Raw genomic sequence first — 16857 nt, forward strand, 5'->3', positions numbered from 1 at the left:
AGATCAAATAATTTTAAGTACGATGAACACACAAGAAGTTAAAAACAGTATAGAAGACATTAAACAAGAGTTATTAAACCATTCGCTATATAAAAACGTAACGTCTATTGAAGAGTTACACGTTTTTTTAGAGTACCATATTTTTGCCGTTTGGGATTTTATGTCGTTGTTAAAAGGCTTACAAATTCATTTAACTTCAGTATCTATTCCTTGGAAACCAATTGGAAATCCGGAAATTAGATATTTAATTAATGAAATTGTTGTAGCCGAAGAAACCGATATTTCTTTTGATGGAAAAAGACAAAGTCATTTCGAAATGTATATCGATGCGATGAACGAATGCGGTGCCAGCACCAAACCTATTTTCGACTTTTTAGAGAATGTAGAGAAAACTAAAAACATATTTGTTTCGATTAAAGCCTCGAAATTACCAGTAGAAGTAAAAGCGTTTTTAAATTATACGTTTACGATTGTAGAAGAAGGGGAACCGCATAAAATTGCTTCAGCATTTACATTTGGTAGAGAAGATTTAATTCCGAATATGTTTACCGAAATTTTAAGAAATTTTCAAGTAAATTTTCCAACCGTAAACTTATCAAAATTAATTTATTATTTTGAAAGACATATTGAATTAGATGCCGATGAACACGGACCAATGGCAATGAAAATGATTGATGAATTATGTGGTGATTGTCCTAAAAAATGGGCAGATGTGAAACAAGTCGCACACGATTCTCTACAAATGAGAATTCAATTATGGAATTCAATTGATGCTGTAATTTCAAAACAACTAGTATAATAAAAAAGGCGACCATTTGGTCGCCTTTTTTATTGCTTTACAATGCTTGGTTTATTAGGAGAAAGTTCATCTAATCTCGCTAAAATTCTTTTGTGCATGTGTTTGTGTTTTCTTACATCACCAGCATAATATCTATTATTTTGATGATATATAGCACTGTCAATTTTATATTTTTTATAAATAAAATCTTTTGTATCTATGTTGTTGGATTGCAAAACTTCTGGCGAATTGGCTTTAGTTGCTTGTAAAACAGCTACATCAAACAAAATGTTTTCCATAGTTTCTTCGTCGAGTAAAATTTTTGGTTTTTTCACAGGATTCTCGCTACAAGCAAAAATTGCCAAAACGACACATAAATAAATGACTTTCTTCATAACTATTCTCTGTTAAAAGTTAAGCGTTGACCCGCAATAACATCTTTTACTTTACCATTGGCATAAACCAATTTTCCGTTAACAAAAGTATGCGAAATACGTGATTTAAAATTGATTCCTTCTAAAGGCGACCAACCACATTTGTATAAAATATTTTCTTTTTTCACGTTCCAAGGCATGTGCGGATTCACTAAAACTAAATCGGCATAATAACCTTCTTTAATGAAACCACGATTTTCAATTTTGAAAATCTTAGCTGGATTGTGACACATTTTTTCTACAATTTTTTCTACCGAAATTTTCCCTTTAATATACGCTTCCATCATTACTACTAACGCGTGTTGCACCATTGGAGCGCCACTTGGACAACTGGTATATTTGTTTTGTTTTTCTTCGAAAGTATGCGGTGCATGGTCTGTTGCAATCACGTCAATTCTGTCGTCAAGTAAGGCTTTCCATAAACCATCTTGGTCAGTTTGTGTTTTAACGGCCGGATTCCATTTAATTAAATTTCCTCTAGTATCGTAATCTTTATCGGTAAACCATAAATGGTGTACGCAAACTTCTGCTGTAATTTTTTTGTCTTCTAACGGAATTTTATTCGTAAATAATTCCGTTTCTTTTGCTGTAGAAACATGAAAAATATGCAAACGCGCTCCAGTTTTCTTAGCTAATTCAATTGCTTTTGATGAAGATAAATAACACGCTTCTTCACTACGAATTAAATGATGTTTATTAACAGGAATATCATCACCATATTCTTCAATATATTTCTCTAAATTGGCTTTAATAGTCGCTTCGTCTTCACAATGAACAGCAATAAGCATTTTTGTAGAAGAAAATATTTTTTCTAACGTTTCCGGATTGTCAACCAACATGTTTCCAGTTGAAGAACCTAAAAATAATTTTATTCCAGCAACATTTTTAGGATTGGTTTTTAAAATCTCTTCTAAATTGTCATTGGTTCCGCCCATCATAAACGAATAATTCGCATGTGATGTTTTAGCTGCAATTTGATATTTATCTTCAAGTAATTCTTGAGTAACAGCGTTGGGAACGGTGTTAGGTTGTTCAATAAATGAAGTAATTCCACCTGCAACAGCCGCTCTACTTTCCGATGAAATATCGCCTTTGTGCGTTAAGCCAGGTTCTCTAAAATGCACTTGATCGTCAATCACACCGGGAAGTAAAAAACTACCTTCTGCATCAATAATCACACAGTTTGAAGTTTTAGGACTAATGCTATCCGCAATCTGACTTATTATTTCATTTTCAATTAATACATCTCCTTCAAAGATGCTCCCTTCATTTACAATTCTTGCATTTTTAATTAAAAATGTGCTCATTTATAGTTTGTTAAATATTTTTCTAATTCGTAACATAATCACGCCAATAACGGCTTCGCGAATAATCGCACCACTCATTTTAGATTCACCTAAAGTTCTATCTGTAAAGATAATTGGCACTTCTTCAATTTTAAATTTGTGCACAAAAGCACGGTATTTCATTTCAATTTGAAAGGCGTAACCCACAAATTTGATTTTATCGATGTTTATGGTTTCTAAAACATTTCTTTTGTAGCAAATAAATCCAGCCGTAGCATCATGAATTTGCATTCCAGTAATAAATTTCACATAAACAGAAGCAAAATACGACATTAAAACTCTGTTCAACGGCCAGTTTACAACATTCACACCTTTAGAATATCTTGATCCAATTGCTACATCTGCGCCATTTTGACAAGCCAAAAACAATTTTTCTAAATCGTTTGGATTGTGTGAAAAATCGGCATCCATTTCATATATATATTGATAATCATGAGACAAAGCCCATTTGAAACCATGCACATAAGCGGTTCCTAATCCGGATTTTTTCGTACGAACTTCTAAAAATAATTTTCCCGAGTATTGTTGTTGTAATTCGGCTACTTTTTGTGAAGTTCCGTCGGGTGAATTATCATCCACAATTAATACGTGAAAAGTGGAAGGTAATTGAAAAACGGCGTGAACAATGCGTTCAATGTTTTCAATTTCGTTATAGGTAGGTATAATTACTATTCCTGCTGACATGTGATTTTATTTTCGTTGCAAAATTAAGATTTTTTTAGATTTAATGTCTTAATAATATTATAATTAATTCATAGTTGTTTTTTTTGTTACTTTTGCGTTATGAATATGATGCAATTATCAGAACGAATTTTAGTAAACAAAGATTGGGCCACAGTTTTATTTGTGTTAGCCATTGCTATCATTGCGCTTAACAAATCTATATTTTCTGTTAGGTTTAATGAGTTTGTAAAATTAGGCTATTCAGATAAGTACAATAAAGTATATAAAGAAACCAATAATTTATTGAACTGGTTTACTATTTCTATGTTTATCATTCAATTAATTTCCTTTTCCTTCTTTATTTTACTGTTTTTAAGCTTTTTTAATTACACCAAAACTGATAATTATATTACTTATATTCAAATTGTTACCTTTCTTTTTGTGTTTGTTTTATCGAAATTTTTAATTGAAAAAATTGTTGGAACAGCGATAGATTCTGAAAGTGTTGTAGATCAATTTAACTTGATTAAAACCAATTATAGAGCTTTTTTAGGATTTATTTTATTGCCGGTTAATATAGTTTTGTATTATAATGCAGTTCCAATTAAAGAAGTTTTCTATATAATACTGGGTGTTTTCCTGCTTTATAACGTTTTTACATATTATTTTTTAGTAAAAACATATCAAAAGATGATACTTGGTAAATTGTTTTATTTTATTTTGTATCTTTGCACGCTTGAAATAGCACCGTATTATTTCATGTATTATTGGGTAACTAAAAATTAGGAATTTGTTAGATATGTCAAATTTGAAAGTAAAAACGATTTTGGTTTCTCAACCAGAACCGAAAGTGGAAAATTCTCCATATTATGATCTGCAAAATAAATTTAAGGTAAAAATTGATTTTAGACCTTTCATTCATGTAGAAGGCGTTTCGGCAAAAGAAATTAGAGTTCAGAAAATCGATTTAAATAATTTTACTGCAATTATATTTACGAGTAAAAACTCTGTTGATCATTTTTTTAGAGTAGCTGAAGAAATGAGATATAAAATTCCAGAGGATTTAAAATATTTTTGTCAATCGGAAGCTGTTGCCTTTTATTTGCAAAAATATGTAGTATACAGAAAACGTAAAATTTATGTAGGTCAGAAAGATTTTGCTGATTTAGCTCCGCTGATTAAGAAGTATAAAGACGAAAAATTTTTATTGCCAAATACAGATCAATTGAATCATGATGTGCCACAAACACTTGATGGTTTAAAAGTAGATTGGAAGCAAGGTATTTTCTATCGCACAGTAATGAGTGATTTAACGGATTTAAAAGATGTTTACTACGATGTATTAGCCTTCTTTAGTCCAACAGGAATTAAATCGTTATTTAAGAATTTTCCGAATTTTGAGCAAAACAATACGCGTATTGCAGTATTCGGACCGACAACTCAAAAAGAAGCTTTAGATCACGGTTTAAGAGTGGATATCATGGCTCCAGCACCTGGAACACCATCAATGACAGGCGCATTAGAAAAATATGTAGCAGAAGTGAATAAAGGAAAGTAATTCACTTAATTATAAAATATATAAAGCGTTCAGAAATGAACGCTTTTTTTATGTATTTATGTTTTGTTTTTAGTCACAAAAAAAACGCCTTGAAATGTTCAAGACGTTTTTTAAGTAGTGTTTTGGTTGTTTATGCTTTTATAATTTCGGACCTGCGTTTACTAAGGCAGCACCTTCTTCATTATCTGTATATTGTACAAAGTTCTTAATGAATCTTCCAGCTAAATCTTCCGCTTTAGTTGACCATTCAGAAGCATCAGCATAAGTGTTTCTTGGATCTAAAATGTTTGAATCTACATTGTTTAAAGATGTAGGAACAACAAAGTTGAATGTGGGTACAACTGTAGTTTCAGCATTTTCAATCGAACCATCTAAAATCGCATCGATAATAGCGCGAGTATCTTTAATAGAAATACGTTTTCCAGTTCCGTTCCAACCTGTGTTCACCATATAAGCAGTTGCTTTGTGTTCTTCCATTTTCTTAACTAACTCTTCACCATATTTAGTTGGGTGTAAAGTTAAAAAAGCTTTTCCGAAACAAGCAGAAAACGTTGGTTCTGGTTGTGTAACACCTCTTTCTGTTCCCGCTAATTTAGCAGTAAAACCTGATAAGAAGTAATATTTAGTTTGTTCTGGAGTTAACTTAGATACTGGAGGCATAACTCCGAAAGCATCTGCTGTTAAAAAGATAACTTTATTGGCGTGACCTGCTTTAGAAACAGGTTTTACAATATTGTCAATATGATAAATTGGGTAAGAAACACGTGTATTTTGTGTTACTGAACCGTCTTTGAAGTCAATTTTTCCGTTGGCATCAACGGTAACATTTTCTAATAAGGCGTCTTTACGAATAGCATTGAAAATGTCTGGTTCGTTTTCCTTACTTAAGTCGATAGTTTTTGCATAACATCCACCTTCGAAGTTGAAAACACCATCATTATCCCATCCGTGCTCATCGTCACCGATTAATTCACGTTTTGGATCTGTAGATAAAGTGGTTTTTCCTGTTCCTGATAATCCGAAGAAAACAGCAACATCGCCATCTTTTCCTTTATTAGCTGAACAGTGCATTGAAGAAATTCCTTGTAATGGTAAGTAATAGTTCATTAATGAAAATAAACCTTTTTTCATTTCACCACCATACCAAGTTCCACCAATTAACTGAATTTTTTCTGTTAAGTTGAAGGCAACGTATACTTCAGAATTTAAATTATGAGCTGCAAAATCTTTAAAAGAAGTTTTTGAACCATTCATAACTACGAAATCTGGCTCACCAAAAGTCACTAATTCTTCAGCAGTTGGTCTGATGAACATATTAGTTACAAAGTGCGCTTGCCAAGCCACTTCCATAATGAAACGCACTTTTAAACGTGTGTTTTCATTTGCGCCACAAAAAGCATCTACTACAAATAATCTTTTTTCAGATAATTGTGAAACAGTAGTTTCTTTTAAAGCATTCCAAGTGTCAGTTGAGATAGGTTTGTTATCGTTAACTGCTTTTTCAGAATTCCACCAAATTGTGTTTTCTGTAGTTGCGTCTTTAACAATATATTTGTCTTTAGGAGAACGACCTGTGAATTCACCAGTCATTACATTAACCGCACCAAGTTCAGTTAATTGTCCTTTTTCAAAGCCTTGTAGTTTGTCGCTTAATTCTTCGTCATATAATAAATCGTATGACGGATTATAAACGATTTCTTTAACATTTTTGATTCCATATTTTTCTAACGAAATCGATTTCGTAGATTGATCGTATGTATTCATAAAATAAATAAGTTATGTTGCTTTTATCTAAAGTGCAAAATTAAACAATAATTTGACAAATAATCGTTTTCTGTTATTTTTTCATTAAAATAGCGTAAAATAAATATCCCCAAGAAAGGATTAGAAATAAACCACCGATTGGAGTGATTGGTCCAATTATTTTAGATTTTATTCCAGTAATCGTACTTGTTGTTAAAATATATATCGAACCCGAAAAAAATAAAACGCCAACCAAAACCAAATAAAACAAAACGACTTTTTCTTTAAGCGATATTATTTGCGTCATTCCAATAAACAACAGGAATAAAGCGTGATACATTTGGTATTTCACACCTGTTTCAAAAGAAATTAATTGTTCAGGTGTTAATGTTTTCTTTAAAGCATGTGCGCCAAAAGCCCCAAAAATAATGGCTAAAAACCCTAATATACATGCGGCTAATAAAATCTTCTTTTCCATGGATTCATTTAAATTTAGCACAAATGTAATAAACTTCAAAACAACTTTTTTTATAAATACAAGGTTTTATTTTTTAGAAATACAACATTTTATTACCTTCGTGTGATATTTCAAAGAAACAATGAGAAAGATTTTAATAATAGGAGCAGGAAGATCTGCTTCATCACTTATAAAATATTTATTAGACAAGTCGGAAGCTGAGAATTTATTTGTTACCATTGGTGATTTGTCTGAAGATTTAGCCAAAAAGAAAACGGGTAATCATGAAAATTCAAGAGCCATTTCTTTTGATGTTTTTAATGCCGACCAAAGAAAACAAGAAATTCAACAAGCAGATGTAGTCATTTCTATGTTGCCAGCTCACATGCATATTGAAGTAGCTAAAGATTGTGTTTTGTATAAAAAACATATGGTTACGGCTTCTTATATCAGTGCAGAAATGCAAGCTTTAGATGCTGTGGCGAAAGAAAACAATATCGTTTTAATGAACGAAATTGGTTTGGATCCAGGAATTGACCATATGAGTGCCATGAAAATTATGGATGAAATTAAAAGCGAAGGCGGAAAAATTATCCTTTTCGAATCGTTTTGTGGTGGATTAGTAGCTCCAGAAAGTGATAATAATTTATGGAATTACAAATTCACTTGGAATCCAAGAAATGTAGTTTTAGCCGGACAAGGTGGCGCAGCAAAATTCATTCAAGAAGGAAAATACAAATACATTCCGTATAATAAATTGTTTAGAAGAACAGAATTTTTAGAAGTAGATGGTTTCGGAAGATTTGAGGCTTACGCGAATAGAGATTCTTTAAAATATAGAGAAATTTACGGTTTGGATGATACCAAAACATGTTATCGTGGAACCATTAGAAGAGTTGGTTTTTCAAAGGCTTGGGACGTTTTTGTACAATTAGGAATGACAGATGACACATTTATCGTGGACGATTCTGAAACCATGAGTAACAGAGAGTTTGTAAATTTATTTTTACCTTATCATCCAACAGATTCTGTAGAAATTAAATTCAGACATCAATTAAAAATCGACCAAGATGATGTTATTTGGGATAAATTGTTGGAACTAGATTTGTTTAGTAAAACCGCAATTTCAGGTTTAAAAAATGCAACTCCAGCACAAATGTTAGAAAAAATATTAGCTGACAAATGGACGTTACAACCTGATGATAAAGACATGATTGTAATGTATCATAAATTTGGATACGAAATCAATGGCGAAGAAAAACAAATTGATTCTACAATGGTTTGTTTAGGAGACGATCAAACCTATACAGCAATGGCTAAAACAGTTGGTTTACCTGTTGCTATCGCAGCTTTAAAAATATTAAATGGTGAAATTACTACTGCTGGCGTACAATTGCCAATTTCAAAAGAAGTGTACGAACCAATTTTAAAAGAACTAGAAGCGTACGGCGTTTTATTTAAAGAATTCGAAGTGCCTTATTTTGGATATAATTATTCTATGTAATAGATTTAAATAAATTTCATAACTTTAATCCGAAATAGTAACTTATTTCGGATTTTTTATTTAAAATTACAAGCTATGAAGATAAATCACTTACAAATTGAAATAGACGGAATCGACAAAGAAATCCTTCGTAATTTAATGGAAGATGCACGAAAACCGATTCTTCAAATTGCCAATAAACTCGGAATTTCAGGTGCTGCGATTCATCAACGTTTAAAAAAACTAGAACAAGCTGGTGTGATTTCTGGTTCGAAATATGTCGTAGATAATAAAGTGTTGGGTTATAAAACGATGGCTTTTATTGGAATTTATTTAGAAAAAGCCTCAAATAATCCTGACGTAGTAAAAGAATTAAAAAAAATTCCAGAAGTTTTAGAATCGCATTATACCACTGGAAATTGGAGTATTTTAACCAAAATTATTTGCAGAGATAACGAACATTTGATGCAATTGTTAAACCAAAAAATTCAAAGCATCAATGGTGTTTCTCGAACAGAAACGTATATATCATTGGAGCAACAAATCGAAAGACAAATACAATTATAATTTACGATTTGGGATTTACGATTTGGGATTTACGAGTAAAAAAAAGTCCGTCAAAATGAATTGACGGACTTTTTTATAACATTTTATGAAGTTAATCTCTTGAGCCTAAAATTCGATACGCCCAATATAGTAATGAAGCTAAAGCACCTAAAGCAGCCACTAAATACGTTCTGGCAGCCCATTTTAAGGAGTCTTCTGCGCCAGCATATTCTTCTTGACCCAACATATTTTTATTTTTTAACCAAGCTAAAGCACGGTTACTTGCGTCATATTCTACTGGTAAAGTAATGAAACTGAAAGCCGTTGCCACAGCCATTAAAGCCAAACCAGCCACAGCCACATAAAATCCAATTCCAGATTTTGAAGCGAAACCTAAAATAATTCCACCCATAATTAACCATTGCGACATACTTGACGAAACATTAACCATTGGCACCATTTTAGAACGCATCGTTAACCATTCGTAGGCTTGTGCATGTTGAACGGCGTGTCCACATTCGTGAGCAGCAACCGCAGCCGCAGCCGCATTACGTTGGTTGTAAACCGCTTCTGATAAGTTTACGGTTTTATCTGTAGGATTATAATGATCAGTTAATCTTCCCGGTGTAGAAATTACTTTCACATCACGAATTCCATGATCTGCTAGCATTTTTTCTGCAATTTCAGCACCAGACATTCCATTTCTTAAGGTAAGTTTTGAATAATGCTCAAACTTACTTTTTAAGCGCGAACTTACTAACCAACTAAATAGAGCAATCGCTCCAATTATTATCATGTAAGGTAAATCAAACATAGTTTTTTAATTTTAAAAATTTAAAGTTACAAAATAAACATCAAATTATGAGCCAAATTTTAAAAATGACAAGTTGTCAATGTTAATTTATTATTTGTAGAAGGAAATACTAAAGTGTTACATAAAAAAATCCCAATTTCATTAAACAATTGAAATTGGGATTATAGGAATTGGCACAATGACCAATTGACTTATTGTCTAATTATTATCCCACCAAATTAATAATCTTACCCGGAACGATAATGACTTTATTTGGCGTTCTGCCTTGTAATTGTGCTTGAGTTCTTTCATCAGCCATTACGATTTCTTCAATTTGAACAGCTGTTAAATCTAACGGCAACTTAATGGTGAAACGCATTTTTCCATTGAATGAAACCGGATATTCTTTTTCAGATTCCACTAAATATTTGGCTTCAAATTTTGGAAAAGCAACTGTTGAAATCGAACCGTCATGACCTAAAGCAGACCATAATTCTTCAGCGATATGTGGTGCATATGGCGAAACCAAAAGTGCTAAAGGTTCTAAAATCGCACGGTGATTACACTTTAATTGTTGCAATTCGTTTACGCAAATCATAAATTGAGAAACCGACGTATTGAAAGAGAAATTTTCAATGTCTTCCGTAACTTTTTTGATGGTTTTATGTAACGATTTGTACATTTCTGCTGTTGGCTCGTCGTTTACAATTACTGAACCGTTATCGTCAAAATACAAACGCCATAATTTTTTTAAGAAACCAGAAACTCCTGTAATTCCAGCTGTGTTCCAAGGTTTAGATTGCTCTAATGGTCCTAAAAACATTTCGTATAAACGTAAGGTATCGGCTCCGTATTCTTCACAAATATCATCTGGATTTATTACATTGTAGAATGATTTTGACATCTTTTCTACTTCTCTTCCAGCTAAAAATTTCATATTTTCTCCAAAAGATATGAATCTTGCTTTAGAAAATTCAGAAGAATATTTAGGGTCAATTTTAAATCTATCTATATATAATTCATTAGTGACTTCATCAATATTTTGTAAGTCAATTCTAATTGGGCTAAAACTAAAAGAAACCGAATAATTTCCATATGAATCAAAACCTATACTATCCGAAATTTCAGGATATTTTTCTTTTAAACTTGATAATAAATCAAGTAAAATTTTTTTAATTACTTTCAAATCATTTATATCTGATTCTGAGTAAGCTTTTTTTATTTTATCGTAAAAATCAACTCCTGTTATATTGTCTTCTAAAATTTCTAACAATTTGAAAACCCATTCATTTCCAAATTTATCTCCGATTAAATATTTATCTGCTTCACTTAAATTTAATGCGTCAAATTTATCTAGCAATTTATTGTATTTCTTATAAAACTCATATTCAATGACTGTTGTTGGAAGTTCTAAATCAATCGATTTTTTATCAGCGGCGCCAAAAAAATAAATTGATCCAATTTGAGCTCTTACTATGTAAGCACTCATTCCCAAAATCATTCCCTGATTAATCAGTTTTTTGAAAGGTTCTTCGGTTGGTGCGTAACCTCTGTCTTTTAAGAATTTATTCCAAAAACGAGAATATAATAAATGTCCGGTTGCGTGTTCGCTTCCACCAATGTATAAATCTACGCTTTCCCAATATTTTAAGGCTTCTTCGTTAGCGAAATCTTCTGTATTGTGTGCATCCATATAACGCATCCAATACCAAGAAGAACCTGCCCAACCTGGCATTGTGTTCAATTCCAAAGGAAAAATATTGACATCGTCAATCAACTGATTACTAACCATTGAACACTGAACACTATCCCAAGCCCAAACGGTTGCGTTACCTAATGGTGGTTGTCCGTCTTCGGTTGGTAAATACTTTTCTACTTCTGGTAATACGATTGGCAAGTGTTTTTTGTCAATCATTTGTGGCAAACCATTCACATAATACACTGGAAAAGGTTCGCCCCAATATCTTTGGCGAGAGAAAACGGCATCACGTAAACGGTAATTTACCTTAGCGTTTCCTGCTCCGATTTCTTCTAAAGCTTCAATCGCTTTTTTTGTTCCGTTTTTGTACTCTAATCCGTTTAAGAAATCAGAATTTACTAATTCGAAACCACCTTTTTCTCCGTAAGCGGCTTCTGAAATATCTTGGTTGAAAATGTTCTTAATTTCTGGCATTCCGTTGGTGCCTTTGAAGAAATTCGCGAAAGCATAATCTCTTTCATCACCACAAGGAACGGCCATAACAGCTCCTGTTCCGTAACCTGCTAATACGTAATCGCCAATCCAAACTGGAATAGGTTCTTTTGTAAAAGGATGTTCGGAATACGCACCAGTGAAAACACCTGAAATGGTTTTTACATCGGCCATTCTTTCTCTTTCTGAACGTTTTGCTGTTGCTTCTACATACGCTTCAACCGCAGCTTTTTGTTCTGGAGTTGTAATTTGAGAAACTAATTCATGTTCTGGCGCTAAAGTCATAAACGTCACTCCGAAAATCGTATCAGGTCTTGTCGTAAACACTTCAACTTGAAACTTGGAACCTGAAACTTGAAACTTAACTAATGCTCCAACCGATTTTCCAATCCAATTTCTTTGTGATTCTTTGATCGATTCACTCCAATCAATTTCGTTTAAACCTTGTAATAAACGTTCCGCGTAAGCAGAAATTCGCATACTCCATTGTGTCATTTTCTTACGAACTACGGGATGTCCACCACGTTCTGATACTCCGTTTACAATTTCGTCATTCGCTAAAACTGTACCTAAAGCCGAACACCAATTCACTTCGGTTTCTGCTAAATACGTTAATCTATATTGTAAAAGAATTTTTTGTTGTTGTTCCGAAGAAAAAGCATTCCATTCTGCTGCTGAAAATGGTGAGATATTATCATCACAAACTGCATTCACATTCGCATTTCCTTCTGAAGCGAAAATTGCAACTAATGTTGAAATGTCTTCAGCTTTATCTGAATTTTTATTGTACCAAGAATTGTATAATTGAATGAAAATCCATTGTGTGTGTTTGTAATAATCAGGATTCGATGTACGAACTTCTCTGCTCCAATCGAAAGAAAAACCAATTCGGTCTAATTGATTTCTGTAACCTTGAATCGTATTTCCCGATTTATCGATTCCACCTTCAATATTCATGCGAGTCGTATCCGCTGGATGTTGACCCGTTTGAATCGCATATTGTTCAGCAGGTAAACCAAATGAATCGTACCCTTGTGGATGCAACACATTAAAACCTTGATGTCTTTTATATCTTGCCACAATATCTGAAGCAATATAACCTAGCGGATGCCCAACGTGTAAGCCTGCTCCCGAAGGATAAGGAAACATATCTAATACAAAGTATTTTGGTTTGTCAGATGTGTTACTTGCAGCAAAAGTTTGTTTTTCTGCCCAATATTGTTGCCATTTGGCTTCGATTTTTTCGTGATGGTATTTCATGTTCTAGGTTTCAGGTTTCAGGTTTCAGGTTTCAGGTTAAAAGTGATTAAGTCATATAAAACTTGAAACCTCAAACTTGAAACAAAAATTCGGTTGCAAATTTACATTTTTATATACTAAAGTTAAAACTTTGTTGTTATATTCTGTGTAAACAAAATTTCTTTACTATTTTTACAGCATAATTATAAAATTTATGGCACAATCGTTTGAGCAATATCAACGCAGAAGATTAATTTCTTCTTATTTTTCGGTAGTTTTTAGTATTTTTTTAGTGCTGTTTTTATTAGGCGCTTTAGGATTATTTGTGATTAATTCTGAGAAAATTTCGAATGATTTTAAAGAAAACATTCCAATGAGTGTGTACTTTAAAGATGAAGCCAACGACACCATTTTAAATGCTTTTGATACGGAACTGAAGAATTCAAAGTTTATTAAATCTTATGATTTAGTAACGAAAGACGAAGCTGCCAAAAACAATCCAGATATTGTAGGTAAAGATTTTATGGAGTTTTTAGGATTTAATCCATTGCAAAACTCGTTTGATATTCATTTAAAAAGTGAATATGTAACCAAAGCAGAAATCACCAAAATTGAAAATGAATTTAAACGAAACGGCAATATTTCTGATATTATTTACGATAAAGAATTAGTGGAATTAGTCAACGAAAACGTAACTGAAATTAGTTTTTGGATTTTAATTATCAGTGCGGTTTTAACTTTTGTAGCGATGTTGTTAATTAATGGTTCTATTCGTTTGTCGATTTATTCACACCGATTTACCATTAAAACCATGCAAATGGTTGGAGCAACCAAATCGTTTATTAGAAAACCGTTTATAAAAACGAGTATTTTATTAGGAATTATTGGTGCTGTTTTAGCGATTATTGGTATAGTTATTTTAGCGTTTTATATCGATGGATTGTTCCCAACTTTAGGAATTGCAAAAGATTACACTTCTCTTGGAATTGTCGCTCTAGGCGTTTTATTAGTTGGAATAATTATCACTTGGTTGAGTACGTATTTTGCCACAACACGTTTCTTAAATTTAAGAACGGACGATTTGTACTAGAAGAGCCAAGTAAAAAGAACCAAGTAAAAAGAGCCAAGTAAAAAGTAAAAAGAGCCAAGTAAAAAGGTTTAAAAATTATGAAAGAAGATACAAACAAGCAGGAATTTTTATTCGGTGCAAACAATTATAAGATATTAATCATTGGATTAGTCGTGATAGCCTTAGGTTTCATTTTAATGAGCGGTGGTTCCAACGAAAACCCAAATGTTTTCAATGAAGAAGTATATAATTTCAGAAGAATCAGATTAGCGCCTACAGTCGTGTTAATTGGTTTTGGAATTACAATTTATTCGATTTTAGCAAAGAGTAAAAAGTAATTAGTGACTAGTATTTTACTAATCACTCTTCACTAATCACTAACCACCATAAAAATGGATTTATTACAAGCCATAATCATTGCTATTGTTGAAGGTTTAACGGAATATTTGCCGGTTTCCTCAACAGGTCACATGATTTTTACTAGTTCTTATTTCGGAATTGAAAAAGAAGAATTTGTGAAATTATTTCAAGTTTCAATACAATTTGGGGCCATTTTAGCGGTTGTCGTATTGTATTGGAAAAAGTTTTTCGATTTCTCTAAACTACAATTCTTCATCAAATTAGCTTGTGCCGTTGTACCCGCTTTAATCTTAGGGAAACTATTCGATGATAAAATTGAGGCCGTTTTAGAACATCCAACTCCAATTGCAATCGTATTAATTATAGGTGGAATTATTTTATTATTTATCGATAGATTTTTTCAAAGTCCAACCATTCATAAAGAAGAAGATATTACGATTAAAAAAGCCGTTGCTATTGGTTTTTGGCAATGTTTAGCCATGATGCCAGGAACTAGTAGAAGTGCTGCAAGTATTATTGGTGGAATGCAGCAAGGTTTAACGCGTCAAGCGGCAGCCGAGTTTTCGTTCTTTTTAGCGGTGCCAACTATGTTAGCGGTTACCTGTTATTCTGTGTTTTTGAAAACGTACGACAAAAGCGGTTTAAAAGGTTTTGAATTAATTTTAAAATCAGAAGAAAACACCAAAATGTTTATTGTTGGAAATATAGTTGCCTTTGCGGTCGCGGTTTTAGCGATTAAATTTTTTATAGAAATTATCAAAAAATACGGATTTAAACCTTGGGGTTGGTATAGAATTATCGCAGGAATTTTATTATTAGCTTACTTTAATTTATACAAATAATGACTCCAGAAAACTATTTAGAAGGGCAGATTTTATTGATTGATAAACCACTAAAATGGTCGTCTTTTCAAGCAGTAAATAAATTAAAGTTTGGTCTAATCAAAGAATTAAAACTACCTAAAAAATTCAAAATTGGTCATGCGGGAACGTTAGATCCATTAGCTTCTGGCTTGTTGATAATTTGTACGGGAAAATTCACGAAAAGAATCGAAGAATTACAAGGTCAAGCCAAAGAATATACTGGAACTATCACAGTTGGTGCCACAACACCTTCCTACGATTTAGAAACAGAAATCAACGAAAGATTTCCAACCGAACACATTACAGAAGCATTAATTCACGAAACGTTACCACAATTTATTGGTGAAATCGATCAAAAACCACCTGTTTTTTCAGCCATTAAAAAGGATGGAAAGCGTTTGTACGAATCAGCTCGTGCTGGAATTGAAGTCGAAATTAAAACGAGAAAAGTAACCGTTTCCGAATTTGAAATTACCCGAATTGCCTTACCAGAAATAGATTTCAGAATTGTATGTAGCAAAGGAACTTATATTCGTTCAATAGCTTACGATTTTGGGTTAGCTTTAAATTCTGGCGGACATTTAACCGCACTTCGTAGAACTAAAATTGGGGATTATTCTGTGGAAAATGGAGTAGAACCGGAAGCTTTTATTGAAGCATTGCAACAATCTCCTTCTGAGTAGAAATTCCTTTATCATCCAAATACCATTTTTGTAACGCAATTTTCGCAGGTTCATCTACAATTCCGTGTTTAGCTTTGTAATCTAGAATTAAATTTTTCGCAGCTTCTGGTCGGGGTCCCCAATGATTGATTAGGTTTAAGTTTTCGTCTAAAATAATCAATTTCGGAATAGATTTAGCGCCATTTGTTAAAAACTGGTTGATTAAATCTTCGTGTTCATCACGTAACACAATTTTCAAATCTATGTTTTCAGAAGCCTCAGCCATTAATTTGATAATAGGTAAAATCTGAGCCGCATCACCACACCAACCTTCGGATATCACTAGCCAAGTTAGTTTCGATTTCAAATTTTGTAGTGTTGAAAAAACTTCCGAATCCATTTTCAAGGTTTTCTCTAAACGTTTCATTCGAACTTCATTCAATTCTGAATAATGTAACAAATCGGCACTTTGTTCATTTCCTGTCGATTTTCCTTCGTCAATTAATTTCGAAACTAAAGTTCGGTATGCACTATAAGAAAGACTGTTTTGTAACGCAGATTGGATGATAGATATCATAATTGATGAATTGTTTCTACAAAATTAAAAATAATTAATGAGGAATTGTGTAATATAAGTTACACATAATATTTCTTCTGTATTATTCGTTACTT

At 32.5% G+C, this 16857-nt stretch carries 17 protein-coding genes; 9 read left to right on the forward strand and 8 right to left on the reverse strand.

The genetic code is table 11. The features are described from left to right. Positions 1-22 precede the first annotated feature (22 nt). Positions 23-799: a DUF3050 domain-containing protein gene (locus UEQ13_RS14025; RefSeq protein WP_329806952.1), complete on the forward strand. Its 777-nt coding sequence runs from the start codon at positions 23-25 to the stop codon at positions 797-799. A 29-nt stretch (positions 800-828) separates the two neighbouring features. On the opposite strand, the gene UEQ13_RS14030 is transcribed toward UEQ13_RS14025, so the two are convergent. The 3 genes from UEQ13_RS14030 to UEQ13_RS14040 are packed head-to-tail and all read right to left on the reverse strand — an operon-like array spanning position 829 to position 3242. Next, positions 829-1173 (reverse strand): DUF4296 domain-containing protein, encoded by a 345-nt coding sequence (locus tag UEQ13_RS14030; RefSeq protein WP_329806953.1) that lies wholly within the window; start codon positions 1171-1173, stop codon positions 829-831. 2 nt (positions 1174-1175) lie between these two features. Further along, on the reverse strand, positions 1176-2519 hold the full coding sequence (locus tag UEQ13_RS14035; RefSeq protein WP_329806954.1) for a dihydroorotase: 1344 nt from the start codon (positions 2517-2519) through the stop codon (positions 1176-1178). Further along, positions 2520-3242, reverse strand: coding sequence for a polyprenol monophosphomannose synthase (locus tag UEQ13_RS14040; RefSeq protein WP_329806955.1), 723 nt, complete (start codon positions 3240-3242; stop codon positions 2520-2522). It lies immediately after the preceding gene. A gap of 105 nt (positions 3243-3347) precedes the next feature. On the opposite strand from UEQ13_RS14040, the gene UEQ13_RS14045 reads away from it, so the two are divergent. Next, complete coding sequence (locus tag UEQ13_RS14045) at positions 3348-4007, forward strand: DUF4271 domain-containing protein (RefSeq protein WP_329806956.1); 660 nt, start codon at positions 3348-3350, stop codon at positions 4005-4007. Between the two features lie 22 nt (positions 4008-4029). After that, positions 4030-4779: a uroporphyrinogen-III synthase gene (locus UEQ13_RS14050; RefSeq protein ID WP_329807246.1), complete on the forward strand. Its 750-nt coding sequence runs from the start codon at positions 4030-4032 to the stop codon at positions 4777-4779. Between the two features lie 138 nt (positions 4780-4917). Here UEQ13_RS14050 and pckA read toward each other — a convergent pair whose 3' ends face one another. Both pckA and UEQ13_RS14060 read right to left on the reverse strand, forming a co-directional pair. Next, positions 4918-6543, reverse strand: a complete 1626-nt coding sequence (pckA, locus tag UEQ13_RS14055; RefSeq protein WP_329806957.1) for a phosphoenolpyruvate carboxykinase (ATP) — start codon at positions 6541-6543, stop codon at positions 4918-4920. A gap of 73 nt (positions 6544-6616) precedes the next feature. After that, complete coding sequence (locus UEQ13_RS14060; RefSeq protein ID WP_329806958.1) at positions 6617-7000, reverse strand: DUF423 domain-containing protein; 384 nt, start codon at positions 6998-7000, stop codon at positions 6617-6619. Positions 7001-7121: 121 nt separating this feature from the next. Here UEQ13_RS14060 and UEQ13_RS14065 point away from each other — a divergent pair, with 121 nt between their 5' ends. Both UEQ13_RS14065 and UEQ13_RS14070 read left to right on the forward strand, forming a co-directional pair. Beyond that, positions 7122-8483: a saccharopine dehydrogenase family protein gene (locus tag UEQ13_RS14065; RefSeq protein WP_329806959.1), complete on the forward strand. Its 1362-nt coding sequence runs from the start codon at positions 7122-7124 to the stop codon at positions 8481-8483. Between the two features lie 75 nt (positions 8484-8558). Then, entirely contained in the window at positions 8559-9029 is a 471-nt protein-coding gene (locus tag UEQ13_RS14070) for an Lrp/AsnC ligand binding domain-containing protein (RefSeq protein ID WP_166129287.1), read from the forward strand. Positions 9030-9120: 91 nt separating this feature from the next. On the opposite strand, the gene UEQ13_RS14075 is transcribed toward UEQ13_RS14070, so the two are convergent. Both UEQ13_RS14075 and UEQ13_RS14080 read right to left on the reverse strand, forming a co-directional pair. Then, on the reverse strand, positions 9121-9822 hold the full coding sequence (locus UEQ13_RS14075; RefSeq protein WP_329806960.1) for a zinc metallopeptidase: 702 nt from the start codon (positions 9820-9822) through the stop codon (positions 9121-9123). Positions 9823-10027: 205 nt separating this feature from the next. Continuing rightward, on the reverse strand, positions 10028-13252 hold the full coding sequence (locus UEQ13_RS14080; protein ID WP_329806961.1) for a leucine--tRNA ligase: 3225 nt from the start codon (positions 13250-13252) through the stop codon (positions 10028-10030). Between the two features lie 193 nt (positions 13253-13445). Here UEQ13_RS14080 and UEQ13_RS14085 point away from each other — a divergent pair, with 193 nt between their 5' ends. The 4 genes from UEQ13_RS14085 to truB all read left to right on the forward strand — a co-directional run bounded on the left by UEQ13_RS14085 (position 13446) and on the right by truB (position 16206). Further along, on the forward strand, positions 13446-14321 hold the full coding sequence (locus UEQ13_RS14085) for a cell division protein FtsX (protein WP_329806962.1): 876 nt from the start codon (positions 13446-13448) through the stop codon (positions 14319-14321). A gap of 77 nt (positions 14322-14398) precedes the next feature. Next, positions 14399-14638 carry a DUF3098 domain-containing protein gene (locus UEQ13_RS14090; protein WP_329806963.1) on the forward strand — a complete coding sequence of 80 codons (240 nt, stop codon included), beginning with the start codon at positions 14399-14401 and terminating at the stop codon, positions 14636-14638. A 54-nt stretch (positions 14639-14692) separates the two neighbouring features. Further along, on the forward strand, positions 14693-15502 hold the full coding sequence (locus UEQ13_RS14095; RefSeq protein ID WP_329806964.1) for an undecaprenyl-diphosphate phosphatase: 810 nt from the start codon (positions 14693-14695) through the stop codon (positions 15500-15502). Further along, positions 15502-16206, forward strand: coding sequence for a tRNA pseudouridine(55) synthase TruB (gene truB / locus UEQ13_RS14100; protein ID WP_329806965.1), 705 nt, complete (start codon positions 15502-15504; stop codon positions 16204-16206). Before UEQ13_RS14095 ends, truB begins: the two co-directional genes overlap by 1 nt. Here the strand turns inward: truB and UEQ13_RS14105 are convergent. Further along, complete coding sequence (locus UEQ13_RS14105; RefSeq protein WP_329806966.1) at positions 16172-16762, reverse strand: thioredoxin family protein; 591 nt, start codon at positions 16760-16762, stop codon at positions 16172-16174. The two genes, truB and UEQ13_RS14105, sit on opposite strands and share 35 nt — an antisense overlap. Positions 16763-16857: the final 95 nt, after the last annotated feature.

The organism is Flavobacterium facile (assembly GCF_036321945.1).
GTDB lineage: Bacteria > Bacteroidota > Bacteroidia > Flavobacteriales > Flavobacteriaceae > Flavobacterium > Flavobacterium facile.

Excerpts from the sequence above, each read along its gene's own strand:
- UEQ13_RS14025 (WP_329806952.1), top strand. The coding sequence starts at position 23 with ATGAACACACAAGAAGTTAAAAACAGTATAGAAGACATTAAACAAGAG.
- UEQ13_RS14030 (WP_329806953.1), bottom strand. The coding sequence starts at position 1,173 with ATGAAGAAAGTCATTTATTTATGTGTCGTTTTGGCAATTTTTGCTTGT.
- UEQ13_RS14035 (WP_329806954.1), bottom strand. The coding sequence starts at position 2,519 with ATGAGCACATTTTTAATTAAAAATGCAAGAATTGTAAATGAAGGGAGC.
- UEQ13_RS14040 (WP_329806955.1), bottom strand. The coding sequence starts at position 3,242 with ATGTCAGCAGGAATAGTAATTATACCTACCTATAACGAAATTGAAAAC.
- UEQ13_RS14045 (WP_329806956.1), top strand. The coding sequence starts at position 3,348 with ATGATGCAATTATCAGAACGAATTTTAGTAAACAAAGATTGGGCCACA.
- pckA (WP_329806957.1), bottom strand. The coding sequence starts at position 6,543 with ATGAATACATACGATCAATCTACGAAATCGATTTCGTTAGAAAAATAT.
- UEQ13_RS14060 (WP_329806958.1), bottom strand. The coding sequence starts at position 7,000 with ATGGAAAAGAAGATTTTATTAGCCGCATGTATATTAGGGTTTTTAGCC.
- UEQ13_RS14065 (WP_329806959.1), top strand. The coding sequence starts at position 7,122 with ATGAGAAAGATTTTAATAATAGGAGCAGGAAGATCTGCTTCATCACTT.
- UEQ13_RS14070 (WP_166129287.1), top strand. The coding sequence starts at position 8,559 with ATGAAGATAAATCACTTACAAATTGAAATAGACGGAATCGACAAAGAA.
- UEQ13_RS14075 (WP_329806960.1), bottom strand. The coding sequence starts at position 9,822 with ATGTTTGATTTACCTTACATGATAATAATTGGAGCGATTGCTCTATTT.
- UEQ13_RS14080 (WP_329806961.1), bottom strand. The coding sequence starts at position 13,252 with ATGAAATACCATCACGAAAAAATCGAAGCCAAATGGCAACAATATTGG.
- UEQ13_RS14085 (WP_329806962.1), top strand. The coding sequence starts at position 13,446 with ATGGCACAATCGTTTGAGCAATATCAACGCAGAAGATTAATTTCTTCT.
- UEQ13_RS14090 (WP_329806963.1), top strand. The coding sequence starts at position 14,399 with ATGAAAGAAGATACAAACAAGCAGGAATTTTTATTCGGTGCAAACAAT.
- UEQ13_RS14095 (WP_329806964.1), top strand. The coding sequence starts at position 14,693 with ATGGATTTATTACAAGCCATAATCATTGCTATTGTTGAAGGTTTAACG.
- truB (WP_329806965.1), top strand. The coding sequence starts at position 15,502 with ATGACTCCAGAAAACTATTTAGAAGGGCAGATTTTATTGATTGATAAA.
- UEQ13_RS14105 (WP_329806966.1), bottom strand. The coding sequence starts at position 16,762 with ATGATATCTATCATCCAATCTGCGTTACAAAACAGTCTTTCTTATAGT.